Source organism: Mycobacterium lehmannii (genome assembly GCF_001499925.1).
GTDB classification, from domain to species: domain Bacteria; phylum Actinomycetota; class Actinomycetes; order Mycobacteriales; family Mycobacteriaceae; genus Mycobacterium; species Mycobacterium lehmannii.
The window spans coordinates 124,688-151,644 of sequence record NZ_LQIR01000034.1 but is presented as its reverse complement, the minus strand read 5'-3'; the positions used below and the strand labels follow the sequence as shown (position 1 = coordinate 151,644).

Here is a 26,957-nt window from a genome sequence, read left to right as displayed (position 1 = left end):
CCCAAGATCGCAAGACGTGCTACCCCGAGCGACCCCGCCGAAACATGACTTTCCGAAATCGCATAAGAAGTCGCTTGTTTATCCGACTTGCGCCTGGGTAGTTCGCAGCGGTCGCATGGAGGAGATGGCCGTTGGGCACTGCGCGCAGGTCCCCAAGATGGCGTCGCGTGATCGGCGGGGTCACGCTCGCCGTGCTGACGCTCGTGGCGGCATGCTCAGACCAATCGCCGTCGACGCTGCGCCCCGGTGGACCGGGAGCGCGGAGGATCGAAAGCCTGTGGTGGGTGCTGTTCTGGTGCTCGGTGGCGGTGTGCGTCATCGTGTTCGTGGGTGTGGCGTTGGTGATTGCGCGCCGCAGGCGCCGCGGTGACGTCAGCCAGCGCAATCCGCTGACTTTCGTGGTCATCGCCGGCGCGGTCATCCCCTTCGTCGTGCTGGCGGCCGTCTACGGTCTCAACCTGCGCGACATGCTGGCGCTGAGCCGCCCGGAGAACGCCGCGGAATCCCAGACACCGCTCACCGTGGAAGTGATCGGCCACCAGTGGTGGTGGGAGTTCCGCTACCCGCCCGGCACCGGGGTGGTGACCGCCAACGAACTCCACATCCCGGCGGGCACGGATGTGAAGCTGATCCTGCGCACCGACGACGTCCTGCACAGCTTCTGGGTTCCGCAACTGATGCCGAAGACGGATCTGATCGCCGGGCAGACCAACACGATGTGGCTGCGCGCGGACCAGTCCGGTCACTATCGCGGCCAGTGCGCCGAATACTGCGGCATGCAGCACGCCCACATGGCGTTCATGGTGGTCGCCGAACCCCGCGCCCAGTTCGACGCCTGGTTGAAGTGGGCGGGCTCCCCTGCGCGCGCCCAGACGCCGGCACAGCAGCGCGGACAACAGGTCTTCGCCCAAATGGGTTGTGCCGCTTGTCATACCATTCGCGGCACGGACGCCGACGGTACCGTCGCTCCGGATCTCACCACGATCGGTGATCGATGGAGCTTGGGGGCGGGAACGCTGGCCAACGACCCGGAGCACATGCGCGAGTGGATCGCCGACCCACAGCAGTCGAAACCCGGTAACGCCATGCCACCGCAGTCGGTACCCGCGACAGGCATGGACGATCTGATCGCGTACCTGCGCTCGCTTCGGCAACCGGAGAAGGAAGGAGCGTCGTGACGGCGACCCCGCACACTGAGCGCACCCCTGGGCGCGATTCGCTCGACGAGCGCCTCGAGAAGTACTGGTCCGAGGCGCCGACGTTTCGAACCTGGTTCACCACGGTCGATCACAAGCGGATTGGTCGCCGCTACCTGGTGACCGCGGCGGCGTTCTTCCTGATCTCGGGCTCGCTGGCATTGATGATGCGCGCCCAGCTGACACGCCCGGAAGAAGAACTGGTGCCACCGCAGTGGTTCAACCAATTCTTCAGCCTGCACGGCACGACGATGATCTTCTTCTTCGCCACCCCGATGTTGTTCGGATTCGGGAACCTGCTCGTTCCGCTCATGTTGGGCACGCGGGACATGGCATTCCCCCGGCTCAACGCTTTCGGCTACTGGGTGTTTCTGTTCTCCGGCGTCTTCATGTTCTCCAGCTTGATGTTCAGCAATGCGCCCGCGGGCGGCTGGTTCAACTACGTGCCGCTCACCACGGAGCCGTACTCCCCCGGACTCGGGATCGACGTGTATTCACTGGGCCTGTTGTTCCTTGGCATCTCCACCACCGCCGGTGCCATCAACTTCATCGTCACCGCGCTGAAGATGCGGGCACCGGGAATGTCGATGAATCGCGTTCCCATCTTCGTGTGGACCTTGGTCGCCACCTCAATGATGGTCATCTTTGCACTGCCACCGCTGAATCTCGCCAACGCGATGTTGTTTCTCGATCGGCGCTTCGGAGCTCACTTCTTCGATCCGGACACGGGCGGCGACGTGCTGCTGTGGCAACACCTGTTCTGGCTTTTCGGTCACCCCGACGTCTACATCATCGTGATGCCGGCGCTCGGCATCGTCTCGGCGATCATCCCGGTGTTCTCCCGTCGCGCTCTCGTCGGCTACCCGCTCATCGTGCTCTCGACCGTCACGATCGGGATCGTGTCGTTCGGCGTGTGGGTACACCACATGTTCGCCACCGGGTTGCCCCGACTCTCGCTGAGCTTCTTCAGCGCCGCAAGCGTGCTGATCACCATCCCTTCCGGAATCCAGATATTCGCCTGGCTGTCGACGATGTATCTGGGCCGGGTGTGGCTGCGCGCGCCGATGCTGTTCGCGCTCGGGTTCATCGTCACCTTCGTAGTCGGTGGCGTGACCGGCGTGATGTTCGCGCTGGTCGCTTACGACCAGCAGATCACCGATTCCTATTTCGTGGTGGCCCATTTCCACTACGTGCTGTTCGGCGGCGCGGTATTTCCGATCATGGCCGGACTACTTCACTGGATGCCCAAGATCGCCGGCCGGATGTACCACGAAGGCGCCGCGGTCACCGCGTTCTGGCTGGTTTTCGTCGGAATGAACCTGACCTTCTTCCCCATGCACATGTCGGGGCTGGAGGGCATGCCCCGACGCATCTACACGTATCGTCCGCACCTCGGCTGGGATGTGTGGAATCTGTTGTCCAGCATCGGCGCTGCAGTGCTGGCGGTGGGGTTGGCTCTGCTGCTGGGCGTGCTGCTCCACGCGATGCGCTACGGCCGGCCGGCCCCGCCGGACCCGTGGAACGGCGACACCCTGGAATGGGCCACCGCCTCGCCTCCCGATCACTACAACTTCGCGGTCATCCCCCGCGTCTACAGCCTGCATCCGATGTGGGACGAACGCACCGCCGCCTCGGTCGCCGAACCGGAACCGGAGCGTGTCCTCGACGGCTCGCGGATGACGTCGACATCGACGGAACTCGACGGCAAGTATGACGAGGCGATCGAGGTGGTCGAGGAATCGATGCGGCCATTCTTCGTCGCGGTCGGACTTCTGGTCGGGTTCGTGGGCTTGCTTGTCGGTTGGTACTGGGTGGCCGGCGTCGGGGCGGCGATCGTCTTTGTCACCTTGGCGGGCTGGCTGTGGCCCCCGGAGCGCAGCCCGCAGGAAGCGGGCGTGTCGGGAGGACTGACATGACCGTCAACGACCGAGTCGAGGTCGCCACCCCGAGAACGTTTCTGGCCGAGGCCCCCGCCGGGCGGACCGTGGGCTGGTGGGGCATGGTCATGTTCGTCACGACGGAGGCCACGGTCTTCGCCGTGCTGCTCAGCAGCTACTTCTACGTGCGGTTCCAGCTACCGTCCTGGCCTCCCGGCGAGATCAAGGAGCCGGAACTCATGAGGCCACTGATCATGACCGTGCTGCTGTTGCCCAGCAGCCTGCCGGTGATGTGGGCGGAGCGCGGCATCAGAAAGGGAAAGCGGTGGCGACTGCGCCTCGGCCTGCTGGCCACGCTGCTGATGGGTGGATCGTTTCTGGTGCTGCAGGGCATGGAGTACTCGAGCAAGCTCAAGGAGTACACCCTGACCACCAACGTCTACGGGTCGTTCTTCTACACCATCACCGGATTCCACGGCCTGCACGTGCTGATCGGTTTGCTCATGGTGTCCTGGGTGCTGGCGGCCTCGCTCCGCGGCAGCTTCGGATTCCGGCGCCACGAGCGTGTGCGTCTCACCGCAATCTACTGGCACTTCGTCGATGCGGTCTGGGTATTCATCTTGTTCACCATCTACCTGTCCGGGCGGCTGTGATGGCACAGCAGACCTCCGAGCCGCCCGTCATCGGCGCACTGTGGATGTGGTTCGCCGCCATCGGCGGTGCCGCCGCGTGGGCGGTGCACCTGGCCTCGTCCTGGGGACTGACCGAAACATCCTGTCTGAGCGGTCATTCCACCATCCTTAGTCACACCCTCAAGTCCGTCGTCACGCTGACCACCGTGATCCCCGGCCTGGTGTGCCTGACCGCGCTGTTGGCCGCCTGGTGGATGCGACGCCAAACGAAGCGTTTGGACAACAGCACCGACCAGGCGGGCCGCGCCTACCTCGTCGCCGGCGTTGCGCTGTGGTCGAACATGTTGTTCCTCGCCATCATCGTCTTCGACGGCATCGCGCTCCTGGTGTTCCCGTCATGCCTGATGTGACGGTGCTGGCGCACGCGGCCACCACGGCTTCCGACCCGTGGTGGTCGATACTCGCGATCGTCTCGCTGTGTTTTGTAGGGGCCCTGTATGGCATCGGAGTGCAAAACCTCTGGCAGCGAAGGGGTACCGGCGCCGTGGTCGGCATCCGCAATGCCATCGCATTCGGCCTCGGCCTGACCGTCATCGCGCTGGCCGACAGCGCCCCCGTACGTGCGTTCTCGGCCGACTCGTTCGCCGGCCACATGACGCAGCATATGCTGCTGCTGGCGTTGGCCGGTCCCCTGCTCGGCGCCGGGGGCGCTGCACTTCCACTGTCGCTGGCATTGCCGCATCGACTCCGACGCTTGTTCAACAGGACCCGCGCCCATCCCGCCCTTCGCTGGGTTCGGCGGCCGGCGAACCGCGTCATCGGGGGCTGTTTGCTCTTCACGTGTGTGCTGTGGCTCTGGCATCTCCCCGCGCTGTTCGTCTGGGCTGAGCGCAATCCCGGTGTGCATGTGCTGGAACACTTCTCGTTCATCATGATCGGATGGCTGCTGTTCGCGGGGATCCTGAGTCCAGACCGGCACCGCATCGCCGGACCGCTCGGTTTCCTGCTGCTGTTCGCGGTGGGCATGACGGCCGCGGCGCTGGGCGCGGTGCTCACGTTCGCACCAGCGCCGTTGTATCCGTCGGAGGTGTACACCGCCGCCGACGCCCTGGCCGATCAGCAGCTCGCCGGTCTGGTGATGTGGATACCGATGGACGTCGTGCTCCTCGGTATCGCACTGAGCGCGTTCGGGCGCTGGCTGACCGGCCTGGTCGCGGACCACCCCGAGGACATGCAGATGTCACCACACGTCGCCGTGCAGGAGGTGTCTTCGTGAAAGCGTGGGCGCGGATCGCGCCTGGCCTGGCCGCCGCCGCGGTGACCGCGGCCTGCTCCGCATATCAGCCACCCCCGATGCCGAAACCTCAGGTCCCGCAGGGTACTGCGGATCCGGGTAGGAGCATCTACTCCCAGACGTGCGCGGGATGTCATGGTCCCAACGCCGAGGGCACCGACCGCGGACCCTCCTTGGCCGACGTGGGCAGCGCATCGGTCGACTTCCAGCTGAGTACGGGCCGTATGCCGCTCGGCCCCGAAGAGCAATACCAGGCCAAGCACCAGGAGGCGAAGCTGAGCCCAGCGGAGATCGATGCTGTCGTAGGTTATCTGGCCCGCCTTCATCCGGGCGGCCCCCGAATTCCCGACGTTCGGCCGGCCGACGCCCAACGTGGCCGCGAGTTGTATGCGCAGAGCTGCGCGGCCTGCCACTCGCCGGGCGGCACCGGCGACGCGCTCACCGGTGGTCGAAGCGCACCCGATTTGCGCAGGGCGACACCGACGCAGGTCGGCGAGGCCATCCGGGTCGGGCCCGGGCTCATGCCGAGGTTTCCACCGAGCGTACTGAGCGACGACGACATCGACGACATCGCCGCGTATGTCGACAGGCTCAAGGGCACACACGGCGATCTGGACAGGGGAGGGCTCAGTCTCGGTCGCATCGGCCCACTCACTGAAGGCCTGCTTGCGATGCTAGTCGGCCTACCGCTGCTGCTGCTGGTGTCGCGACGGTTGGGGAGCAGGACCAAATGACGCGAACGCGAGAAGACGCCGACCGCCCCCAGATCGCCATCGTCGCCTCCTTCGGCGCAGCCATCGCCGGAGCCGTGCTCTTCGCGACGGCCTACGCGCTCGCCTGGTCCACCCAAGCCATGGGCGCGGCGCTGGTCATCGCGTTCGGTGGGCTCAGCGTCGGCCTGACCGTGTGGGCGCGCCGGTTGACCCGTCAGGGCGGTTATGTCGAAGAGCATGAGGGGTTCGCGTCACCGCAAAGCGAGACCACCGCGGCCGCAGGAGAACTCACGGCCATCGCCCACCCACACCGCCGTGGTCTGCTCGCGATGCTGATGCTGGCGGTCAGCGCGGTCGGCGCAGCCTTGCTGTTCCCGCTTCGTTCCCTGCTTCAGCCACGCGGCGAGCACCCACTTCGCCAGCTCTCGCAAACCGCTTGGCGGCTTGACAACCCGCGTCTCGTCGATGCCGACAACCGGCCGGTCCGGCTCAGCGACGTCACCGAGGAAACCGTGCTCAAGGTTTTTCCAGAGGGGCACACGGAAGGCGGTGACGTTCCGGCGTTCCTGGTGCGGATAACGCCGTCGCGGTTCACTGTGCGTCCTCCCGGCGGAATGATCGACGGCGTCGTGGCCTACTCGCTGGTGTGCACGCACGCGGGCTGTCCGGTATCGCTCTACGAGCAGGGCACCGCCCAGATGTTGTGCCCGTGCCACCAGTCGATCTTCGACCTGCTGGCGGCGGGAAAGCCGGTTCAAGGACCGGCAGCCCGATCGCTACCGGGCCTGCCGATCGCGGTCGATGAAGCGGGATTCCTTTATGCCACCGGAGATTTCACCTCTCCTCCGGGGCCCGGCTACTGGAGTCGACCATGATCACCCGAGCCATCGTCCGCAGCGTCGACAGTCGATTGCGCGTCGCCTCTCCGCTGCGCAAGGCACTCAAGAAGGTGTTTCCCGACCACTGGACCTTCATGTTCGGCGAGTTGGCGCTCTACAGCTTCGTCGTACTGGTTCTCACCGGCATTTTCCTGGCTCTGTTCTTCGATCCCAGCCGGGCCGAAACCACCTACGTCGGCGACTTCGCACCGATGAACGGCGTGCGGACGTCGGCGGCCTTTGCTTCGGCGCTGGAAATGAGCTTCGACGTGCGGGCCGGTCTGCTGATGCGGCAGACCCATCACTGGGCGGCGCTGATCTTCGTCGGAGCCATCGTGATGCACCTGTGCCGAGTCTTCTTCACGGGCGCCTATCGCCGTCCGCGGGAGATCAACTGGATCGTCGGTGTGACAATGCTGGTGCTCGCGCTGCTGAACGGATTCACCGGATATTCGATGCCCGACGATCTGTTGTCGGGCACCGGCCTGCGCATCATCTACTCGTCGGTGCAGTCGATCCCCGTCGTGGGGGTATGGCTGGCATTCCTGGTCTTCGGCGGCGAATTCCCCGCCGATCACACCATTCCCCGGATGTTCACCGCACACGTCTTCATCGTGCCCGCGCTGCTGGCTGTGCTGATCGCCACCCATCTGCTGATCCTGGTGCGCCAGAAGCACAGCCAGTTTCCCGGGCGGGGCCGCACCGAGCACAACGTGGTGGGGTCTCGGCTCTGGCCGAGTTACACCGTGCGCACCCTCGGGCTGTTCTGCGCGACGCTGACCGTGATGTTCGGCCTTGGCGGCCTGGCCCAGATCAACCCGATCTGGATCTATGGTCCGTTCAAACCGGCGCAGGCGACGATTCCCGCCGAGCCGGACTGGTATGTGGCCTGGGGTGACGGCTCGCTGCGGTTGTTCCCCCGCCTGGATCTTCACCTCTTCGGTCACCTCATCCCGACGGTCTTCTGGCCGACGGTGGTGCTCGGCGGCGTCACGTTCGTGTTGTTGTACGCATGGCCTTTTCTGGAGCGCTGGGCGACCAAAGACGATCTCAGTCACCAGTTACTGGATCGGCCGCGCGATCACCCCGTTCGAATCGCGGTCGGCGTCTACGCTCTGACGTTCTTCTTTCTCCTGGTCGTCGCGGCCGGCGACGACGTGTTCGCTGACTGGCTCGGTATCTCGATCGCGGCGGTGCTGTGGTTCCTGCGGATCGCGGTTCTGGTGTTGCCTCTGCTGGCAGCTGCGGTCGCCTACGTGTTGGCCCGGGCCCTCAGCGGAGTGTCGGGCGGGTTCACCGACCTGACCCGGTCAGACCTGAAAGCCGCGTTGCGGCAACGGCCCTCGAAGCATGGCGCCGCGTCACCGCTCCGGCAGCGAATCGAGGTCGAACGCTCTGCGGATTCGCAATGGCATTGGCGCTACCTGGAATCCGAGGACTTCTCGCTGGACAGCACCAATTCCTACGCCAGTGACGGCGCGGCCCGCTCCGCCGCCGGTGAGGCCTACCCGGCACTGAAGGACCGGTTTCCGGTGCCCTCGGCGGTCAACGGTGAACGAGCCGAAAAGCCACGCGACACCGACCACCGCCTCACGCTCGCGGCGGGAGCGGTGGTGGTCGTGGCCGCCGCGGTCGGTGTGATCCGCAGTCGGCGCTGAGCCCGAAATCCCCGTCAGGACACCCGCTGACGGTCGGCGCGCTCGCGCTGCGGGACCACGGTGTATTTCGGGTCCTCTGCGGAGGCGACGCCGGCGTGGAAGATGCCGAACCGGGTGCAGGCCGAGCCGGCCAACGCTGCGGATCCGCCGATCACCGCCGCCGCGCGATATCGATGGCCGAGCAGTCCCCCGAGCACCGCACCGGCGGCGGTCAACCCCTTGGCGGCGTTCATCAGGCGGCCCGCTCGACCCCGGTGCAGCGGTTCGGCCGACAAGCCCATCCGGCGGTCCATCAGCTCTGTCGCCGCCAATTCGGTGGTGGCGCCAAGGAGCAACGCCCGTCGGGCGGGCCCCGCCTCGGCGATCGGGGCGGTCAGCACCCCCAGCCCCCCGGCGGCGGCGGCCGCCGAGCCCACGAAGACGAACGGCATCTGACGGTGGCCGTCATGCCATGTCGGCACGGCGGTGTCGGAGATCAGCGCCGCGGTGTAGGACCCGACTGCGGGACCGACCAGGCTCGCTCCGATCGTGGCGGCCCTGCCGATCCGAGGGAACCGACCGGTCACGTCGGTGAGCGCGGCGACACCGGCCTGGGGGCCGTAGGCGGCCAGAATCCACGAGCCGACGCTCATCGGAGAGCTCGGCTTGACCACCCGAAGCATGTTGACGAATCGCTCAGGCCGACCGAGGTCGTGGATGAGGGCGGCCAGCGAACCGAGGATCGCGACCAGCCCGCCGAGTTTCATCGACCGTGCCAGTCGACGACGGCCCGTCAACTCGGCGCCCGCCGCCAGCACAGACGAACCGCCCGCCAGCCCGCCGAGGAAAAGATAGCCCGCGATGTCCCGGGCTTCCCATGTCGGCTTGTTGAGAATCGGCTTGCCGTAGTAAGACTCGAACGCGGCGTCGGGCACCATCTTCTTTTCGCCGCGTCCCCGGCCACGCTTGCGTTGCGGCAGTCGGTGCACGTCGCCGGTGACGGCCGCCCGATCCGGCGGGGCGACGGGATCTTTCGGGATTCCGGTCATCCGGTCACGCTCGGTCACCGTCGTCCCCCCAGGAACAAGGCCGCCATCCCGGCCAGCATCCCGGCGGCGGCCACGCCGACGTTGCGCCACATCTGCGGCAGATCCCTGGTGGTCACCACCGGGTCCGGCGGCAGACCGTAGACCTCCGGTCTGTCCAGCAACAGGAAGAATGCGCCGGTACCACCGACACCGTCATCGGGATCGTCGCCGTACAATCGGGCGTCGGTGATCCCCGCGGCATGCAGTTGTTCGACGCGCTGCTCGGCGTGGTCGCGCAACCCCGCCAATTCCCCGAACTGGATCGAGTCGGTCGGGCAGGCCTTGGCACATGCCGGCTCCAATCCGTCGCCGAGACGGTCGTAGCACAGCGTGCACTTCCATACCCGGCCGTCATCCTTACGCTGGTCGATCACCCCGTACGGGCAGGCGGGCACGCAGTATCCGCAGCCGTTGCAGATGTCCTCCTGTACCACGACGGTTCCGAACTCCGTTCGGAACAATGCGCCGGTCGGGCACACGTCCAGACAAGCCGCATGGGTGCAGTGCTTGCAGACATCCGAGGACATCAGCCAACGGAACTCGCTGCGCTGCCCGTCGCCGTCGCCGGGCTTGGCCGTCGACGGCATGCCGATGTCCACCACCTCCGCGGTACCGGCTTGGGCGGCAAGCGGTTTGCGTTGCTCGATGAACGCCACGTGGCGCCAGGTATCGGCACCCAGGCCGCCGGTGTTGTCGTAGGACATCCCGGTGAAGTTGAGCCCGTCGTCGGGAACATGGTTCCATTCCTTGCAGGCCACCTCGCAGGCCTTGCAACCGATGCACACCGTGGTGTCGGTGAAAAATCCCATCCGCGGCTGTCGGTCGGGATAGCCGCCGCCGCTCGGCGGGTCGTCGGCGGACAGGCCGTGTTCGATGCCCATGCTCATACCTCCGTGCCGGTCTTCTCGGTGAGCCCCGCCCGCTGCTGGTACTCGGCGACCATGGCGTTGGCTTCGGCACCGCGCGGCCGCCGCCCCGGCTGGATGTCAACCGTGAAGGCCTTCACCTCCTGGATGTGCGAGTTCGGGTCCAGCACAACCGATGACAACTCGTTCGCCGCATCACCGGTGCTGAGCCCGTTGGGCCCCCAGTGGTAGGGCAGCCCGACGTGGTGCACCGTGCGGTCGGCCACCCTCAGTGGTGTCATCCGGTCGGTGACCAGAACCCGCGCCTCGATCACCGCGCGGGGGCTGACGATGGTCGCCCACTCGCCGTTAGTCAGCCCGCGTTCCTCGGCGAGCTCGGGCGATACCTCGCAGAACATCTCGGGCTGCAACTCCGACAGGTAGGGCGTCCAGCGGGACATGCCACCGGCGGTGAACTGCTCGGTGAGCCGATACGTGGTCGCCACATAGGGATACACCCGCGAGCCCTCCTCGCCGGGATCGGGCGTGTAGCGGTTGTGCAGATCGGAGAACACCATGCGGGCCGGATTGCGCTGCTGGCCGTAGAGCGCGTTGCGCACCGGCGAGTCCTGCGGTTCGTAGTGTGTCGGCAGCGGACCATCGGCCAACCCGGACGGCACGTACAACCAGCCTTTCCCATCGGCTTGCATGATGAAGGGGTCGATGCCAGACAATGCGTCCACCCCGGCGGCGTGATCACCCGGCCGGTAGTCGGGCGGCTTCGTGGCCTGAAAGTCGGGCGCGTCCAAGCCCGTCCACTTCTGCTGCTCGCCGTCCCACCAGACCAACTTCTTGCGCTCGCTCCACGGCGAGCCGTCGGGCTTGGCCGAACAGCGGTTGTAGAGGATGCGTCGGTTGTCCGGCCACGCCCACGCCCATTCCAGCGCCACCCAGTCCTGTTCGGTCTGCGGTTTGCGGCGCGCCGCCTGGTTGACGCCGTCCTTGCGCACCCCGCAGTAGATCCAGCAGCCGCACGTGGTCGACCCGTCATTGCGGAGCTCGGTGTACGACGACAGCGGTTTCCCCTGGCCGTCGTATCCGTTGATCTCGGCGAGCACCGCGTCGGCATCCGGCTCCGCGGTGCGACCCAGCGTCGGATACTCCCATGTCAGGTCGAGGATCGGCCGGTTCCTGGGATCCGTTGAGCCCGAGAGCTTCTCACGGATAATTCGGCCCAGGTGGTACATGAACCACAGATCGCTGCGCGCGTCACCGTCGGGCTCCACCGCCTGGTCATGCCACTGCAGCAGCCGGTTGGTGTTGGTGAAGCTGCCGGACTTCTCTGTATGAGCGGCGGCGGGGAAGAAGAACACCTCGGTGTCGTTCTCTTCCGGGCGGATCTCGCCAGTCTGCACTTCCGGCCCGTCCTTCCACCAGGTGGCGCTTTCGATCAGCGAGAAGTCGCGCACCACAAGCCAATCCAGGTTGGCCATGCCGAGCCGCTGCAGTTTGGCGTTCGCCGACCCGACTGCCGGGTTCTCGCCGAGCAGGAAGTAGCCCTTGCATCGACCCTCGAGTTGCTCGAACACGGTGTCGTAGGTGCTGTGCGAGCCGGTCAGCCGGGGCAGGTAATCGAAGCAGTAGTCGTTATCGGCGGTCGCCGTTTTACCCCACCACGCCTTGAGCAGGCTGACCAGGTAGTCGTCCATGTTCGCCCAAACCCAATGCGCGCCGCGTGCGACTCGATGAACCCGGCCCGGCTCTGCTCGGGCATCGCGTACGGCATCGGGATGTAGCCGGTAGCAGGTTGAACAACGTGGGAATGTCGCTTGACCCCTGGATGCTGGCGTGCCCGCGCAGCGCCTGGATCCCGCCACCGGGGCGGCCCATGTTGCCCAGCAGCAGCTGCAGAACGCAAGCGGCCCTGATGAACTGGCTGCCGATGCTGTGCTGGGTCCAGCCCACGGCGTAGACGAACTCGCTCGTGCGTTCGGGGCCGGAATTGTCGGTCAGGTGACGACAGACCTCCGCGAACGTCTCCGGTGGGATGCCGCAGATGCGGTGCACCATCTCCGGCGTGTAGCGGGCGTAGTGGCGTTTGAGGATCTGAAACACGCACCGCGGGTTCTGCAACGTTTCGTCCCGGTCGAGCTTGCCCTCCATGGCTGCGCCACCCATGCCGTGTTGCTCACCACGACCGGCCGCGCGCACGTCGTCTTCCTTGTGCGCTTCACCCGAGCCCCGGCCGCGCTTGCCCGACGCCGACGCGACCTCCATGCCCTCGTACTGCCATTCGGCGGTCTTGTAGTTACGCGCCTCCGGTTCGAAGCCGGAGAACAGCCCGTCCAGGTCCTCGACATCCTCGAAATCGTCGTCGACGATCATCGCGGCGTTGGTGTAGTTCAGGACGAACTCGCGGAAGTACTTCTCCTCGGAGAGCACATGATTGACGATGCCGCCGAGAAACGCGACGTCGGTGCCAGCGCGGATGGGCACGTGCAGGTCGGCCAGCGCGCTCGTGCGCGTGAACCTGGGGTCGACATGGATCACCACCGCCCCGCGGGCTTTCCCCTCCATCACCCACTGAAATCCGACGGGGTGGCATTCCGCAAAGTTCGACCCCTGGATGACGATGCAGTCGGCGTGCTGCAGATCCTGCATGAACGTGGTGGCGCCGCCGCGGCCGAACGACGTGCCGAGGCCGACGACCGTGGAGCTGTGGCACACCCGCGCCTGGTTCTCGATCTGCACGATGCCCAGCGCGGTGAAAAGCTTCTTGATCAGATAGTTCTCTTCGTTGTCCAGCGTCGCGCCGCCGAGGCTCGCGATTCCCATGGTGCGCGCGGCGAGCTTGCCGTCTACCTCTCGCTGCCAGTTGTTCGCGCGCGTCTCGATGACCCGGTCGGCGACCATGTGCATCGCCTGCTCCAGTGAGAGGGTCTGCCAGTCTGTGCCTCGCGGCGGCCGGTAGAGCACCTGGTGCATCCGCGACGATCCGGTGGTCAGCTGGAGGCTGGCCGCCCCCTTGGGGCACAGCCGGCCCCGGCTCACCGGCGAGTCGGGATTGCCCTCGATCTGGACGACCTTGTCGTCCTTGACGTAGACCTTCTGCGAGCAGCCGACGCCGCAGTACGGGCACACCGACGTCACCACCTTGTCGGCGGTCGACGTCCGCGGTTGCAGCGACCGACTGTGAACCGACTGCGCGGCAGCGGCTTTCCCGAGCGGATCCGAGCCGATCAACTGCCGATAAACCGGCCATTCGGTGATCCACTGACGCACACCCATCGCAGCCCCTTCGTCCGCACCGGTGCGCAGACCGAATCCGTCGGGGCTGCGCCGAGACGATGGGGCGTTACCCCGCCGTCGCCGCCACAAACCTCCGGCTCAGGGAAAATATTCAGGGTCCGATGTCCGGCATCGAGTGAATTCCGAAGTGCTGCCGAAGTACGCGCGTCGCGGCGTGCACCCCGGACATCCCATGCACCCCCGGGCCCGGTGGCGTGGCGCCCGAACAGAGGTAGACGTTGGGCAGCGACGTCCGGTACGGATTCCATTTGGCGACCGGCCGCGCGGCCATCCGGTACAGCGACACGTGCCCGACGGCGATGTCACCGCCGCGGTAGTTCGCGTTGTGACGGTGCAGGTCGGCGGCGGGAATGCATCGCGACCCGATGATCACGTCCCGGAAGCCGGGAGCGAAGCGCTCGATCTGTGCGGTCATCGTCGCCGTCATGTCGCGAGTCGACCCGTTGGGCACATGAGCATAGGTCCACAGCGGAAGCGCGCCGCCCGCGCCGATGCGTGTCGCATCCACCACGGTCGGCTGACTCAGCAGTGCCATCGGCCTCTCGTTGTGCCTGCCCGCCGTGGTGTCCGCCTCGGCCCGCTTCATCTGGGCCCGATCGCCGCAGAGGTGGACGGTGCCGGCGGCCGAGATCCGCGGATCGGCCCACGGCACCGGTCCAGACAACGCGAAGTCGACCTTGGCGACGCCGTTTCCGGGCCGGAATCTCCGCAGCGCCCGGCGGTACCGCGGTGCGAGCCGGTCACCAAACACCTTCGCAAGCGTCCACACCGAGGTGTCGAAGACGTAAACCCGGGCCGGCGGCAGCGCCGCGGCGGACTCGATCCGCCGATCGCATAGGACCGTCGCTCCGCGAGCCCGCAGGTCGGCGAGCAGCGCATCGGTTATCACCTGGCTTCCCCCGATCGGCAACGGCCATCCCGGCGCATGCGCGAGGGAACCGAGCATCAGCGCCGTTCCGGCTCCCGCGAGCGACGGCAACGCGGTGTTGGCGTGCGCACCGACGCCGGTCAACATGGCGCCGCACCGGTGCGCGTCGGTCACCCGGTCCCACACCGACGTGCCGAGCTCCAGCGCACGGCCCGCCATGGTGAGCGCCGCCACCAGACCTTTGGGAGTCAGCGCCGATGCCGGCGGATGTCGCATGTCGGACAGCCCGATGTCGCGCACGGTCTCCACGGCATCGACGAGCGGCCCCATCACGCGCCGCCAGATCCGACCATCGCTGCTGTGGCTCCCGCCCAGTTCTTCGATCGTGCGGTCGAGGCTGCGGTACGCGATCCCGGCGGGCGCGCCGTCGAGCGGGTGGGCGAACGACACATCCGGAAATCCGAACTCGACGCCGCGTTCGCCCAGCCCGAAGCCGCGGAAGAACGGCGACGCCGCCGCCATCGGGTGCACGGCCGAGCACAGATCGTGCCGAAGCGGCACCCCCAGATCGAGCTCCTCGGTGCGCACTCCACCCCCGGGCTCGGACTGGGCCTCGACAACCGTCACCGACAAGCCCGCCGCGGCGAAGAGCACGGCAGCCGCCAACCCGTTGGGCCCGCTGCCGACCACCGCAACATCCGAGGCGTTCGAATCGTCGCTCACCGCCCAAGTCATTCCACCTGTGCCGGCGCCCAAACAAGATCGACGACAAAGCGAGTGATGCCGTTCTCATCCGATGCACAGGAATCGGGACGTATGGACGGCGAACGCCAGGGTATGACGCCTGACGTAGCCGACCGACCCATCGCGCTTCGTTCGCCGCAGCCTGGTCCGCGAGGTGGCCGTGGGCATGCGGTTGGCCGAGACGCCGGGACCGTGAAGGGAGACCCCATGTCCAGCCAGAATGTCGCCGATTTCCTGCTCGAACGGCTGCGCGCATGGAACGTCGAGCATATCTTCGGGTACCCGGGCGACGGGATCAACGGAATCTTGGCCGCCTTCGGGCGCGCCGACAACAAACCGCAGTTCATCCAGTCCAGGCATGAGGAGATGAGCGCGTTCGAAGCGGTCGGGTACGCGAAGTTCGGCGACAAGGTCGGCGTGTGCATGGCGACGTCGGGTCCCGGCGCCATCCACCTGCTCAACGGGTTGTACGACGCCAAGCTCGACCATGTCCCGGTGGTGGCGATCGTCGGTCAGACCAATCGCAGCGCGATGGGGGGCTCTTATCAACAAGAGGTCGACCTGCTCAGCCTCTACAAGGATGTCGCCAGCGAGTACGTCCAGATGGTGACGGTGCCCGAACAGTTGCCGAACGTGATCGACCGCGCCATCCGCGTCGCGCTGAGCGAGCACGCGCCCACCGCCGTGATCATCCCGTCCGACGTCCAGGAACTCGAGTACTCGCCACCCAAGCACGCGTTCAAGATGGTGCCGTCGAGCCTGGGCATCGACTGGCCGACCCCCGCGCCCGACGACGCCGCGATCGCACGCGCCGCCGAGGTGCTCAACGCGGGTGAGAAGGTGGCGATACTCGTCGGCGCCGGGGCACGCGGAGCACATGAGGAGGTTTCCGAGGTCGCCGAGCTGCTGGGAGCCGGCGCGGCGAAGGCGTTGCTCGGCAAGGACGTGCTCTCCGACGAACTGCCCTGGGTAACCGGCTCGATCGGGCTGCTCGGCACTCGCCCGTCCTATGAGCTGATGCGCGACTGCGACACCCTGCTGACCGTCGGCTCGAGCTTCCCCTATACGCAGTTCCTGCCCGAACTCGACCAGGCCCGCGCCGTGCAGATCGACATCAACCCGAAGATGATCGGCATGCGCTACCCCTATGAGGTCAATGTGGTCGCGGACGCGAAAGTCGCGCTGCGAGCGCTCATTCCGCACCTGAAGCGTAAACAGGACCGATCCTGGCGCGAGACCATCGAGTCCAATGTCGCCCGCTGGTGGGAAACCATGCAGAAGGAGGCGATGGTCGGGGCCCACCCGATCAACCCGCTCCGGCTCTTCTCGGAGTTGTCGCCGCAGCTCCCCGGCAACGCGATCGTCGCGGCGGACTCCGGCTCGGCCGCCAATTGGTATGCCCGGCTGTTGCGGTTCCGCGACGACATCCGGGGATCGTTGTCGGGCACGCTGGCGACGATGGGGCCGGGCGTGCCCTACGGCATCGGCGCCAAGTTCGCCGCGCCCGACCGGCCGGTGATCGTCTTCGAGGGTGACGGCGCCATGCAGATGAACGGGATGGCCGAACTGATCACAATCAAGCGCTTCTGGCAGCAGTGGAGCGATCCCCGGTTGATCATCGCGATCCTGCACAACAACGATCTGAATCAGGTGACGTGGGAGATGCGCGCCATGGCCGGAGCGCCGAAATTTGTTGAGTCCCAATCGCTTCCGGATGTCGACTATGCGGCGTTCGCGGCCAGCCTGGGTTTGAACGCGATGGTGATCAAGGATCCAGACGAGTTGCACGACGCGTGGCGAGAGGCATTGTCGGCCAATCGTCCCACTGTGTTGGATGTCTTCACCGATCCGGACATGCCGCCGATCCCGCCGCACGCCGAGTGGGATCAGGCGAAGGCGGCCGCCGCGGCCGTATTGAAGGGCGACGAGAACCGCTGGGGGTTCATCGTGGAGGGTCTCAAGACCAAGGCCCAGGAGTTCATGCCGCACAAGAACAGTTGAGAGCGAGTCCGATGACCAAGCCCCAGAGCGGGGTCGACAGTGTGGTGGTGGAGTCGGTGACGGCCGCGGCCTACGCGATTCCAACCGATGCGCCGGAGGCGGACGGCACGTTGAGCTGGGACTCCACGACGATGATCCTCGTCCAGATCCGGGCCGGTGACCGATGCGGCACCGGGTGGACGTACGGCGCGAGCGTGGTGGCCGACCTGGTGAACCGCAAGCTGGCCGACATCGTGGTCGGAGCACCGGCATTCGACATCCCCGGCCGCCTCCAGGAGATGATCGCCGCAATCCGCAACGTGGGCCGACGAGGCGTTGCCGGACAGGCCATCTCAGCGATTGATGTCGCTTTGTGGGATCTCAAGGCGCGGCTGCTGCAGATGCCTTTGTGCCGCCTGCTGGGTGCGGCACGCGACGACGTAGCCGTCTACGGCAGCGGAGGTTTCACCAGTTACGACGACAGCGAACTGCGCGGCCAACTCGCGCACTGGATTCGCCTCGGCCTCCCCCGGGTGAAGATCAAGATCGGTGAGTCGTGGGGCACGCGGGTCGACCGGGATCTGGCCCGCATGTCGCTCACCCGGGAAGCGGTGGGCGACGATGTGGAACTCTACGTCGACGCCAACGGCGGTTACGAGCGCAAACAGGCCGTGCGGGTGATGCAGGCGGCCAAGGCATTCGACGTGCGCTGGTTCGAAGAACCGGTCTCCTCCGATGACCTGGACGGTTTGCGCTCAGTGCGCGACGCCGTCGATGCGGACGTGGCCGCCGGGGAGTACGGCTATGACCTGTACTACTTCCAGCGGATGTGCCAGGCGCGCGCGGTGGACTGCCTGCAGATCGACGCGACCCGTTGCGGTGGACTGAGCGAGTGGCTCCGCGCCGCCGCCGTCGCCGCGGCGCACGGCCTCGAGGTGTCCGGCCATTGCGCGCCGTATCTGCACTTGCACGTCGCCGCCGCCACGCCGAATTTCCGCCACCTGGAGTGGTTCCGCGACCATGTCCGGATCGAACAGATGTGTTTCGACGGAGCGCACGACCCTGTCGGCGGCGTGCTACGGCCCGACACCCAGGCCCCGGGTCACGGACTCGAGCTTCGCCCCGACGACATCGAGCGGTTCCGAACCCACTGAGTACCCAAGGAGTTCAGGTGACTTCACTGCAACGGAGCAAAGGCCGCACGCCCACGTTGTTCGAGTCGTTGTCGAACGACCTGGCGAAGCGCATGTGCGGTGAGGTCCGATTCGACGCCGGTTCACGCGCCACCTATTCGACCGATGCCTCCAACTACCGCCAGATCCCGATCGGTGTGATGGTACCCGCGACACCGGAAGGTGCCGAGGAAGCCGTCGCGGTGTGTCGCGAGTACGACGTTCCCGTCCTGTCCCGAGGCGGCGGAACGAGTCTTGCCGGCCAGTGCTGCAATGCCGCCGTCGTTCTGGACTGGAGCAAGTACTGCACCAACGTGGTGTCGGTCGACCCCGATGCCGCGACCGCGATCGTCGAACCCGGTATCAAGCTCGACCTGCTCAACCGCCACCTCGAGCCGTTCGGGCTGATGGTGGGCCCCAAGCCGTCCACCCACTTCGATTGCACCATCGGCGGGATGATCGGCAACAACTCCTGCGGCGCGACGGCACAGGCATACGGCAAGATGGTGGACTCCGTCCGCCGCCTCGAGATCCTGACCTATGACGGCCTGCGCATGTGGGTCGGACCCGACGAAGACCCGGGTGCACGCGCGGCCACGGCGACGGGCCGCGAAGCCGCTATCTATCAAGGGCTTTGCGACATCGTCGGTAGTTACGCCGACGACATCCGCGCGCGTTATCCGAAGATCCCGCGTCGGGTTTCCGGTTACAACCTGGATTCGCTGTTGCCCGAGAACGGTTTTCACCTCGCCAAGGCCCTGGTCGGCAGCGAAAGCACATTGGTGACGGTACTTCGCGCCGAGATCGACCTGGTCAAGCGGCCGGCGGCGAGCACCCTGACGATCCTTGGTTTCGAGGATGTGGTGGCCGCCGCAGACGCGGTTCCCTCGGTGCTCGAGCACCGCCCGGCCGCGTTGGAGGGAATCGACCGGCGGCTGGTCTCGCTCGAACACAGCAGGCGGATGGCCGAACGAGCGCTGCACGATCTGCCCGAGGGCGGCGCCTGGTTGATGGTGCAGATCAACGGCGACACCCAAGAGGAGGCGGACCACAAGTCCAAGGTGATGGCCGACGCGCTCGACAAGGCTGCGGGCGCTCGTGCCGCCGTCTACGACGACCCGGCGCGAAAAGAAGAGGTCTGGGCGGCGCGGGAGGCCGGGCTGGGCGCGACGGCCTATCCACCGCAGGGGGACAAGACACATCCCGGCTGGGAAGATGCCGCCGTCCCGCCCGACCGGCTGGGCGACTACCTTCGCGACTTCCGCAAGCTCCTCGGCCGCTACGACTACGGGTCGGCTGCCCTGTACGGACACTTCGGCCAGGGCTGCGTGCATACCCGGATTCCCTTCGAACTGCGCACCGCCGAGGGCGTCGACCGATTCCGTTCGTTTGTCGAGGAATCGGCACACCTGGTCACCGACTACAACGGATCGCTGTCGGGCGAACACGGGGACGGCCAGGCCCGCGGTGAGCTACTGCCCACGATGTTCGGGGAACGAGTCGTTTCCGCTTTCGAGGAAACCAAGACGTTGTTCGACCCCCGGAACCGAATGAACCCTGGCAAGGTGGTCAAGCCGTTCCGCATGACGGACAACCTCCGGATGGGCACGTCATATCTGCCCTTGGAGCCAAAGACCGCCTTCTCCTACCCCGAGGAGGATCATCGATTCAGCGAGGCGGCCAATCGCTGTGTCGGCGTCGGCAAGTGCCGGAGCGAGGAGTCCGGCGTGATGTGTCCGAGCTATCGGGCCACCCAGGAGGAGGAACATTCCACGCGCGGCCGATCCCGGTTGTTGTTCGAGATGCTGCAGGGCGATGTCATCACCGACGGTTGGCGATCCACCGACGTACGAGACGCGCTTGACCTGTGCCTGGCGTGCAAGGGTTGCCTGAGCGACTGCCCGGTCAACGTGGACATGGCCACGTACAAAGCGGAGTTCCTGCACCATCATTACCGCCACCGCGTGCGGCCGATGGCCCACTATTCGATGGGCTGGCTGCCGTTGTTGGCGCGTATGGCCACGGTGATGCCGGGTCCGCTCAACACCGTGGCCCACGCCGCAGGGGTGTCCACGCTGCTGAAGAAGGCGGGGGGGATCGCCGAGCAACGCGACATCCCGAAGTTCGCGCCCGAGCGCTTCTCGCACTGGTTCCACAGCCGGCGACCGGAGTCGACGCCCCCCGCGCGCGGAAAGGTCGTGCTGTGGCCCGACACATTCACCAACAACTTCGACGCGCACATCGCCCGTGACGCGGTCACCGTCTTGGAGGTTGCCGGTTTCGAGGTCGAGGTGCCCGAGCGCACGGTGTGCTGCGGCCTGACGTGGATTTCAACGGGCCAGCTCGGCGTCGCCAAGCAGGTGCTGCGGCGGACGCTACGACTTCTGCGGCCCGCGCTGCGTTCCGGCACTCCGGTCGTCGTGCTGGAGCCGAGTTGCGCCGCGGTGTTCCGCTCGGATCTGACCAACCTGCTGTACGGCGACGAGGATGCGCACCGGCTGGCAGGCCAGACGTACACGATTGGCGAGGTGCTCGCCAAGTTCGCTCCGGACTGGCACCCGACGCAGCGTCCGGCAGAAGCCATCGTGCAGCCACATTGTCACCAGCACGCGGTTCTGCATTACACCGACGAGAAGGACCTGCTGGAGTCGACCGGAGTCTCGACTCAGGTGCTCGACGCCGGCTGTTGCGGCCTTGCGGGAAACTTCGGCTTTGAACGCGGCCACTACGACGTATCGGTCGCCTGCGCGGAGGACAAGCTGATGCCCGCGGTCCGGACGGCCGGCGCGGAAACCCTCGTCCTGGCGGACGGGTTCAGTTGCCGCACGCAGATCGGCCACCTCTCGGGCCGCGAAGCGATCCACACCGTGCAGGCGCTGGCGGCGGCGCTGCGTTAGCAGTTAGTCCGTCGGCAGTTCGAATCCGCCCACCGGGGCGGCGCTCATTGCGTCTGCGCTGGAAGCGTTATCAAGTTCTTCGATAACTCTCAGTTTGGACCCCCCCGCGCCCGGCTAATACCGGTACAGACCGGTCTGTACAGCCGACGGACCCAGACCCGACTAGAGCGATGTGAGGACGAAGTGAAGCGGACTGTGTGCCCACCGATCGGCAGGATTGCCGCCTCATGACCACGATCGAATCTCCCGCCGGCGCCTCTCCCGCCCCGGAAGATGAGACCGACGACTACATCAACGTCGACGCGTTGTACGCATGTCTGGAGGAAGCGAAGACGGAGGAGGACCGGCGCTACTGGCGGCGACGGATCGTCGAGAAAGCCCTGCCGTTGGCTGACCACATCGCCTACCGGTTCATCAACCGCGGCGAATCCCGGGAGGACCTCCTTCAGGTCGCGCGCCTGGCGCTGGTGAAGGCCGTTCACCGGTACGACCGCAACAAGGGCCGATTCGTATCGTTCGTCGTACCGACCGTCCTCGGGGAGATTCGCCGTCATTTCCGCGACAACACCTGGGGAGTGCACGTGCCGCGCCGCTATCAGGAGTCGACCCTGGCCATCCGTGCTGCGGTCGATGCCCTGTCACAGCGCATCGGCCGGATGCCGACAGTGCAGGAACTGGCGTCCGAACTCGACGTCAGTCCCGAGGAGATCAGAGAGAGTGAGGAGGCCCGGCAGGCGTATCGACCGCTCTCTTTGGACGAGGATCTGAGGACTGAGGACGGCGGACCCCGACTGCGCAGCTCGATCGGAGGTGTCGAGGATGCCGGCTTTGCTCGTGTCGAAGACCTCACCGTCCTGGCCGAGCTGGTACGAGAACTCCCGGCTCGGGAGCGCGCCGTCCTGCGAATGCGGTTCTATGAGTGTCGCAAGCAACGCGACATCGCCGCGTCGCTCGGCGTCTCCCAGGTGCACGTTTCACGCTTGCTCAGGGCGACGCTCGACCAACTGCGGATCCGAATGTGTACAGACGGCGCGGCGATCCTGGCGGCGGTGTTCTTGGCCGCCTGCCACACCCGGTGACCGATGCCGCCTCTCGGTTCAACCGACTCCCATCGGGAAGCTCGGGTCCGGAGCCCGCGATTTCGCCGGTCGCCGCCCGACCGGGCGCGTTCGGTATGCGACCGTTCACCACTCCCGTTGGCGACCAGCGCATGAAGGCCACCCATGGTCAGCGGCGTCATATGAAGGCGGCGCAGGACGTCCGGATGAGCCATTTGCAGGCGAAGCTGCGCTTCAAGAGATCCGGGCTCTCCGGTCCGCGTTGTGACGAGGATGCCGACCGGTCCCTGCACCCGCCGCGCTACATGACGGATGGCCGTGGCGCTCGGCGTGTCGAGCCACTGCCCGTCGTCGATCGCGATCAGCACCGGTGCGTGGGCCGATAATCATTGCACCACCGACTGGAATGCCGCTCCCGCCCCGCGTTCGTCGGTAGCGGCGGGAGTGTGATCGTGAAGCAGAAGGCTGTTCACCGCCGCTCGCTGTACCGAGGACAGACACTCGAATGATTCAAGATCGACGCCCGCGAGGAGATCCGAGAGGGCAGCGAAGGAAAATGTCACGTCACCCGGATCGCCCTGCGCCATCAAAACTTTGAACCCGCGTGCCGAAGCGGCGTTGACAGCGTCACGATACAGCGTTGTTTTGCCGATTCCCGGTTCTCCGTCGATGATCAGTCCCGTCGCAGTGACGGCAGCACTGTCGAGAAACGCTGTCACGGCGGATTGCTCGGCGAGCCGGGTCACCGAGTGCGACCCGCTGAACTCCACGTCAGACTGGCTCGGACCGCCCACCAACATCAGCGCCCTTCCCCCGTCCCCATCGCTGATCGGTTGTGACGCCAACGATAAGCCAGATCGCAGCGAGGTTCGCTGCTTCTCGGTAGATCGCCATGAGCGTCGGGGGTCAAACCAAGAACTCGGATGCCCATCGCTGGTCCGAGCCACCGGCCGCCGGCGCAGTCGTCTCGTACGAGTGCGCTCCGGATACGGCTGACATATGACGACCAGCGCGCGAATGACGCTGCAGCGGACGCTATCTCGGCTCAATTTGCACGCACTACGCCGTGCCTCGAAGGGCTCCGGTGTCGGGCACATCTCGCGTCGTCAGGGTAAGAAATACGTGCTGGACGGATCGGCGCAATCCGCCGTCGAACCGACCCGCCCAGCACGTTGTTGAGGTGATGTGCCCCGCGGTCGCCATGGTTAGTTCGGCAAACCAAAGGCTTTGTCCGAGGCGCGATAATCGCATTCCCTGCGCGTAGCGTTGAAGCCATGACACCGACGTTGCCGGGCTTCGATGAGTGGCTGTATGCCGCTCTGATCGAGGAGGCACACAAGGTCGGCGAATCCACCGAGACATACATCGGCCGCGCCGTAGCTTCCCGGATGATCATCGAGCGGGCTCGCCGAGGTGACGGCGATGTGCGCGAACTCATGGCGCACGTCAAATCGTTGAACCTGGACACGCACGACCCGGTCACAGCCCTCGCCGAGGGTGCTGTCATCTCCGACCCTGATCGACTCCGCGCGCTCTACGACAGTGGTTTGCTCAACGCCGAACGGGCCCGCAGCCTCGACCGCATCGTCGGCATGGTGGTGGCCGCGGTTGGGGTGCCGTCAGCTGCGGTGACACTGATCGATCGCGACACCCAGTACATGTGCAGTGCAATCGGTCTGACCGGCGAAATGGCAGTCAGACGTCAGGGGCCTTTGAAGGGTTCCCTCGGCCGCGAAGTTCTCGTTACGGGCAAGCCGTTGGTCGTCGCCGACGCCCGACAAGAACCGCTTCTGCGCGACCATTGGGCAGTGAAGGAGGGTGTCGTCGTGGCCTACGCGGGCTTCCCGCTGACGGACGGCCAGGGACACACCATCGGCACGCTCATCGCCTGGGACACCAGGCCCCGCCGGTGGACGCCCGGCCATGTCCAGGTGATGGAGGACTTCGTTATGGTGCTCCGCGCGCGCCTGTTCGGCGTCAATCCGGACTGACCTCGTAGCGCACCGGCTAGAAGTCCCAGTCCTCGTCTTCGGTGACGACGGCCTTGCCGATCACGTAGCTCGACCCTGAACCCGAGAAGAAGTCGTGATTCTCGTCGGCGTTGGGCGACAGAGCCGACAGGATCGCCGGGTTGACGTCGGTCTCGTCGCGCGGGAACAACGCCTCATAGCCGAGATTCATCAGCGCCTTATTGGCGTTGTAGCGCAAGAACTTCTTGACGTCCTCGGTCAGGCCGACACCGTCGTAGAGGTCCTGGGTGTACTCGACCTCGTTGTCGTAGAGCTCGAACAGCAGCTCGTACGTGTAGTCCTTCAGTTCGGCCTGCGTGGCGGCGTCCTCGAGCGCCAGACCGCGCTGGAACTTGTAGCCGATGTAATAGCCGTGCACGGCCTCGTCGCGGATGATCAACCGGATCATGTCGGCGGTGTTGGTCAGCTTGGCCCGGCTGCTCCAGTACATCGGCAGGTAGAACCCGGAGTAGAACAGGAAGCTCTCGAGCAGCGTCGAGGCCACCTTGCGCTTGAGCGGCTCGTCACCCTTGTAGTACTGCATGACGATCTCGGCCTTGCGCTGCAGGTTCGGGTTCTCCTCCGACCAGCGGAACGCGTCGTCGATCTCGGCGGTCGAGCACAACGTGGAGAAGATGTTGCTGTAGCTGCGCGCGTGCACCGATTCCATGAACGCGATGTTTGTGTAGACGGCTTCCTCGTGCGGGGTCAACGCATCGGGGATCAGGCTGACCGCCCCGACCGTGCCCTGGATGGTGTCGAGCAGCGTCAGGCCGGTGAACACCCGCATCGTCAGCTGCTTCTCATGGTCATTGAGCGTGTTCCACGACGGAATGTCATTGGATACCGGCACCTTCTCCGGCAACCAGAAGTTGCCCGTCAGCCGGTCCCAGACCTCGGCGTCCTTCTCGTCCTGGAGACGGTTCCAGTTGATCGCCGAGACACGGTCAATCAGCTTCATGCCATCACTCACGAGAACCCCATTTCACCTGGTCTTTGGTCCGCTTGCCGCGGTTCTGTCGCCCGACATCGACACTACCCCTGGGGGACGACATCCACGGCTAACACAACATCGTGTGTTGGCGTGTCGTTCCCGCCGACGAGTTACCGCTGCGGCCAGTGTGCATTCTGATCGACTCTGCGCACCGAATCGGCCGAAATCGCGATCTCAGCGCACACTAGGCAGCCAGCGACTCGCGCTGCCCTCCGAAGAACCGATACTCGGACTTGTCGAACTTGCGAGTGGCCAACCAGTACTGCCATGTCATACCACTCCACAGCGTCCGGTTCACGCCGTGCTCGTCGAGATACCAGCTCTGACAACCGCCGGTGCTCCACACGGTCCCGGACAGCTCCTCCTGGAGCTGCTCGTTGTAGCGGTCCTGCGCCTCGCGGGTCGGCGCCAACGCCTGCGCGCCGGCCCGGTCGACGGCCGCGATCGCCTGAGCGGCGTAGCGGATCTGCGACTCGATCATGAACACCACCGAGTTGTGCCCCAGCGCGGTGTTGGGCCCGAGCAGGAAGAACAGGTTCGGCATGTCGGCGACCGTGATGCCGCGCAGCGCCGCGATGCCCTCGCGGTTCCAGCGGTCCACCAAGTCTTCGCCACGCGGGCCCTTGATGTGGACGTACGTATAGGAGTCGGTGACGTGGAATCCGGTGGCGAACACGACGACGTCGGTTGCCCTTTCGACGCCGTCGGCGGTGACGATGCCCGTCGGCGTGAACCGCGCGATGGCGTCGGTGACGACATCGGTCTTCGGGTCGGCGATGCCGCGATAATAGGTGTCGGAGTTCAGGATTCGCTTACAACCGGCCCGGTAGGTCGGAGTCAGCTTGCGGCGCAGCTCGCGGTCCTTGATCGACTTGTTGATGTTCCACTTACCCAGCAGCTCACCGATTTTCAGCAGCCGCGGCTCGCGGGTCATCGCGAAACCGACGCCCTCGTGGATCCAGTAGATGGCCGCCCGCATCAATTGCCGGGTGCCGGGCACGTTGGTGAACAGGTCGCGCGCCCATCGCGGAATCGGGTTGTTGGGCCGCGGCATCACCCATGCGGGCGTGCGCTGATACAGGTGCAGCGCGCCGACGTCCTTGACGATCTCCGGCACGATCTGAATCGCACTCGCACCGGTGCCGATCACCGCGACCCGTTTGCCGTTCAGATCGACATCATGGTCCCACTCGGCGGAATGAAAAGTGGCGCCGGCGAATTCGTCGAGCCCGGGGAATTCGGGGACGAACGGGATGTGCAGGCCGCCCGCACCGGAGACGACGAACTGCGCGACGAACTCGCGGCCGTCCTTGGTGAACACGTGCCAGCGCAGTTCGTTGTCGTCCCAATGGGCACGGTCGACGTGGGCGCCGAACCGGATGTAGCGACGCAGCCCGTATTTGTCGGTCACGCCCTTGAGGTAGTCGAAGATCTCCGGCTGAAACGACCACATGTGACGCCAGTCGGCCTTGGGCTCGAACGAGAACGAGTACATGTGCGACGGGATGTCGCAGGCGCACCCGGGGTAGGTGTTGTCGCGCCAGGTGCCGCCGATCTCGTCGGCCTTCTCCAGCATCAGGAAGTCGACGTTCTGACGTTGCAGCGCAATGGCCATTCCGAGACCGGAGAAGCCGGTGCCGATGATCAGTGCGCGGGTGTGCACCGGTTGTTGGGCAGTGGTGTCCTCGGCCGTCTGCTCGGCAACGGTCATGGTCTCCCCTATTACCCCAGTTGACGCGTGCACCCTCCGTGGTGGGCACATCCTG

At 65.8% G+C, this 26,957-nt stretch carries 20 protein-coding genes and 1 pseudogene; 13 read left to right on the top strand and 8 right to left on the bottom strand.

What is annotated here, in order from left to right; translation table 11 throughout:
- Positions 1–167 precede the first annotated feature (167 nt).
- The 8 genes and pseudogenes from coxB (at position 168) to qcrB (ending at position 8,248) form a co-directional block, all read left to right on the top strand.
- A complete protein-coding gene (gene coxB, locus AU192_RS17610; protein ID WP_064398447.1) occupies positions 168–1,178 on the top strand; it encodes a cytochrome c oxidase subunit II in 1,011 nt (336 codons plus the stop codon).
- A complete protein-coding gene (ctaD, locus tag AU192_RS17605; protein ID WP_064398445.1) occupies positions 1,175–3,112 on the top strand; it encodes a cytochrome c oxidase subunit I in 1,938 nt (645 codons plus the stop codon). Before coxB ends, ctaD begins: the two co-directional genes overlap by 4 nt.
- A complete protein-coding gene (locus tag AU192_RS17600) occupies positions 3,109–3,726 on the top strand; it encodes a cytochrome c oxidase subunit 3 (RefSeq protein ID WP_064398443.1) in 618 nt (205 codons plus the stop codon). Before ctaD ends, AU192_RS17600 begins: the two co-directional genes overlap by 4 nt.
- Positions 3,726–4,115, top strand: a complete 390-nt coding sequence (locus tag AU192_RS17595; protein WP_064398441.1) for a hypothetical protein — start codon at positions 3,726–3,728, stop codon at positions 4,113–4,115. Before AU192_RS17600 ends, AU192_RS17595 begins: the two co-directional genes overlap by 1 nt.
- A complete protein-coding gene (locus AU192_RS17590; protein WP_064398439.1) occupies positions 4,103–4,981 on the top strand; it encodes a cytochrome c oxidase assembly protein in 879 nt (292 codons plus the stop codon). The genes AU192_RS17595 and AU192_RS17590 overlap by 13 nt, the downstream gene beginning before the upstream one ends.
- Positions 4,978–5,733: a c-type cytochrome gene (locus AU192_RS17585; protein WP_082695048.1), complete on the top strand. Its 756-nt coding sequence runs from the start codon at positions 4,978–4,980 to the stop codon at positions 5,731–5,733. Before AU192_RS17590 ends, AU192_RS17585 begins: the two co-directional genes overlap by 4 nt.
- Before the next feature lie 611 nt (positions 5,734–6,344).
- Positions 6,345–6,587: pseudogene (locus AU192_RS26290) on the top strand (QcrA and Rieske domain-containing protein); the annotation flags it as partial.
- On the top strand, positions 6,584–8,248 hold the full coding sequence (qcrB, locus tag AU192_RS17575) for a cytochrome bc1 complex cytochrome b subunit (protein ID WP_064398436.1): 1,665 nt from the start codon (positions 6,584–6,586) through the stop codon (positions 8,246–8,248). The pseudogene AU192_RS26290 and the gene qcrB, both read left to right, overlap by 4 nt.
- A gap of 14 nt (positions 8,249–8,262) precedes the next feature.
- Here qcrB and nrfD read toward each other — a convergent pair whose 3' ends face one another.
- From nrfD to AU192_RS17555, 5 genes are all read right to left on the bottom strand, one after another.
- Positions 8,263–9,276 (bottom strand): NrfD/PsrC family molybdoenzyme membrane anchor subunit, encoded by a 1,014-nt coding sequence (gene nrfD, locus AU192_RS17570; RefSeq protein WP_064398834.1) that lies wholly within the window; start codon positions 9,274–9,276, stop codon positions 8,263–8,265.
- Between the two features lie 14 nt (positions 9,277–9,290).
- Positions 9,291–10,196, bottom strand: coding sequence for a 4Fe-4S dicluster domain-containing protein (locus tag AU192_RS17565; RefSeq protein WP_120275686.1), 906 nt, complete (start codon positions 10,194–10,196; stop codon positions 9,291–9,293).
- A 2-nt stretch (positions 10,197–10,198) separates the two neighbouring features.
- A complete protein-coding gene (locus AU192_RS26315) occupies positions 10,199–11,869 on the bottom strand; it encodes a molybdopterin dinucleotide binding domain-containing protein (protein ID WP_242656970.1) in 1,671 nt (556 codons plus the stop codon).
- Positions 11,826–13,448: a molybdopterin-dependent oxidoreductase gene (locus tag AU192_RS26310; RefSeq protein ID WP_242656969.1), complete on the bottom strand. Its 1,623-nt coding sequence runs from the start codon at positions 13,446–13,448 to the stop codon at positions 11,826–11,828. Before AU192_RS26310 ends, AU192_RS26315 begins: the two co-directional genes overlap by 44 nt.
- Positions 13,449–13,560: 112 nt before the next feature.
- Positions 13,561–15,060, bottom strand: coding sequence for a phytoene desaturase family protein (locus AU192_RS17555; protein ID WP_242656968.1), 1,500 nt, complete (start codon positions 15,058–15,060; stop codon positions 13,561–13,563).
- Positions 15,061–15,288: 228 nt separating this feature from the next.
- On the opposite strand from AU192_RS17555, the gene AU192_RS17550 reads away from it, so the two are divergent.
- The 4 genes from AU192_RS17550 (at position 15,289) to AU192_RS17535 (ending at position 22,209) form a co-directional block, all read left to right on the top strand.
- Positions 15,289–17,082 carry a thiamine pyrophosphate-requiring protein gene (locus tag AU192_RS17550; RefSeq protein ID WP_064398431.1) on the top strand — a complete coding sequence of 598 codons (1,794 nt, stop codon included), beginning with the start codon at positions 15,289–15,291 and terminating at the stop codon, positions 17,080–17,082.
- 11 nt (positions 17,083–17,093) lie between these two features.
- Positions 17,094–18,215 carry an enolase C-terminal domain-like protein gene (locus AU192_RS17545; RefSeq protein ID WP_064398429.1) on the top strand — a complete coding sequence of 374 codons (1,122 nt, stop codon included), beginning with the start codon at positions 17,094–17,096 and terminating at the stop codon, positions 18,213–18,215.
- Positions 18,216–18,307: 92 nt separating this feature from the next.
- Positions 18,308–21,130: an FAD-binding and (Fe-S)-binding domain-containing protein gene (locus AU192_RS17540; RefSeq protein WP_082695060.1), complete on the top strand. Its 2,823-nt coding sequence runs from the start codon at positions 18,308–18,310 to the stop codon at positions 21,128–21,130.
- 227 nt (positions 21,131–21,357) lie between these two features.
- Complete coding sequence (locus AU192_RS17535) at positions 21,358–22,209, top strand: SigB/SigF/SigG family RNA polymerase sigma factor (RefSeq protein WP_082695046.1); 852 nt, start codon at positions 21,358–21,360, stop codon at positions 22,207–22,209.
- 365 nt (positions 22,210–22,574) lie between these two features.
- Here the strand turns inward: AU192_RS17535 and AU192_RS17525 are convergent, their stop codons facing one another.
- Entirely contained in the window at positions 22,575–22,934 is a 360-nt protein-coding gene (locus tag AU192_RS17525; RefSeq protein WP_133148041.1) for a hypothetical protein, read from the bottom strand.
- Between the two features lie 528 nt (positions 22,935–23,462).
- On the opposite strand from AU192_RS17525, the gene AU192_RS17520 reads away from it, so the two are divergent.
- Positions 23,463–24,179, top strand: coding sequence for a GAF domain-containing protein (locus tag AU192_RS17520; protein WP_064398423.1), 717 nt, complete (start codon positions 23,463–23,465; stop codon positions 24,177–24,179).
- Positions 24,180–24,195: 16 nt separating this feature from the next.
- On the opposite strand, the gene nrdF is transcribed toward AU192_RS17520, so the two are convergent.
- Entirely contained in the window at positions 24,196–25,158 is a 963-nt protein-coding gene (nrdF, locus tag AU192_RS17515) for a class 1b ribonucleoside-diphosphate reductase subunit beta (RefSeq protein WP_064398421.1), read from the bottom strand.
- A gap of 217 nt (positions 25,159–25,375) precedes the next feature.
- Positions 25,376–26,902: a flavin-containing monooxygenase gene (locus AU192_RS17510; protein ID WP_064398419.1), complete on the bottom strand. Its 1,527-nt coding sequence runs from the start codon at positions 26,900–26,902 to the stop codon at positions 25,376–25,378.
- Positions 26,903–26,957: the final 55 nt, after the last annotated feature.

Bases quoted from the DNA above. Each gene is read 5' to 3' on its own strand.
- nrdF (WP_064398421.1), bottom strand. From the start codon at position 25,158: ATGAAGCTGATTGACCGTGTCTCGGCGATCAACTGGAACCGTCTCCAG.
- AU192_RS17545 (WP_064398429.1), top strand. From the start codon at position 17,094: ATGACCAAGCCCCAGAGCGGGGTCGACAGTGTGGTGGTGGAGTCGGTG.
- AU192_RS26315 (WP_242656970.1), bottom strand. From the start codon at position 11,869: ATGGACGACTACCTGGTCAGCCTGCTCAAGGCGTGGTGGGGTAAAACG.
- AU192_RS17595 (WP_064398441.1), top strand. From the start codon at position 3,726: ATGGCACAGCAGACCTCCGAGCCGCCCGTCATCGGCGCACTGTGGATG.
- AU192_RS17600 (WP_064398443.1), top strand. From the start codon at position 3,109: ATGACCGTCAACGACCGAGTCGAGGTCGCCACCCCGAGAACGTTTCTG.
- qcrB (WP_064398436.1), top strand. From the start codon at position 6,584: ATGATCACCCGAGCCATCGTCCGCAGCGTCGACAGTCGATTGCGCGTC.
- nrfD (WP_064398834.1), bottom strand. From the start codon at position 9,276: ATGACCGGAATCCCGAAAGATCCCGTCGCCCCGCCGGATCGGGCGGCC.
- AU192_RS17590 (WP_064398439.1), top strand. From the start codon at position 4,103: ATGCCTGATGTGACGGTGCTGGCGCACGCGGCCACCACGGCTTCCGAC.
- AU192_RS17540 (WP_082695060.1), top strand. From the start codon at position 18,308: ATGTGCGGTGAGGTCCGATTCGACGCCGGTTCACGCGCCACCTATTCG.
- AU192_RS17510 (WP_064398419.1), bottom strand. From the start codon at position 26,902: ATGACCGTTGCCGAGCAGACGGCCGAGGACACCACTGCCCAACAACCG.
- AU192_RS17520 (WP_064398423.1), top strand. From the start codon at position 23,463: ATGACACCGACGTTGCCGGGCTTCGATGAGTGGCTGTATGCCGCTCTG.
- AU192_RS17565 (WP_120275686.1), bottom strand. From the start codon at position 10,196: ATGGGCATCGAACACGGCCTGTCCGCCGACGACCCGCCGAGCGGCGGC.
- AU192_RS17535 (WP_082695046.1), top strand. From the start codon at position 21,358: ATGACCACGATCGAATCTCCCGCCGGCGCCTCTCCCGCCCCGGAAGAT.
- AU192_RS17550 (WP_064398431.1), top strand. From the start codon at position 15,289: ATGTCCAGCCAGAATGTCGCCGATTTCCTGCTCGAACGGCTGCGCGCA.
- AU192_RS26310 (WP_242656969.1), bottom strand. From the start codon at position 13,448: ATGGGTGTGCGTCAGTGGATCACCGAATGGCCGGTTTATCGGCAGTTG.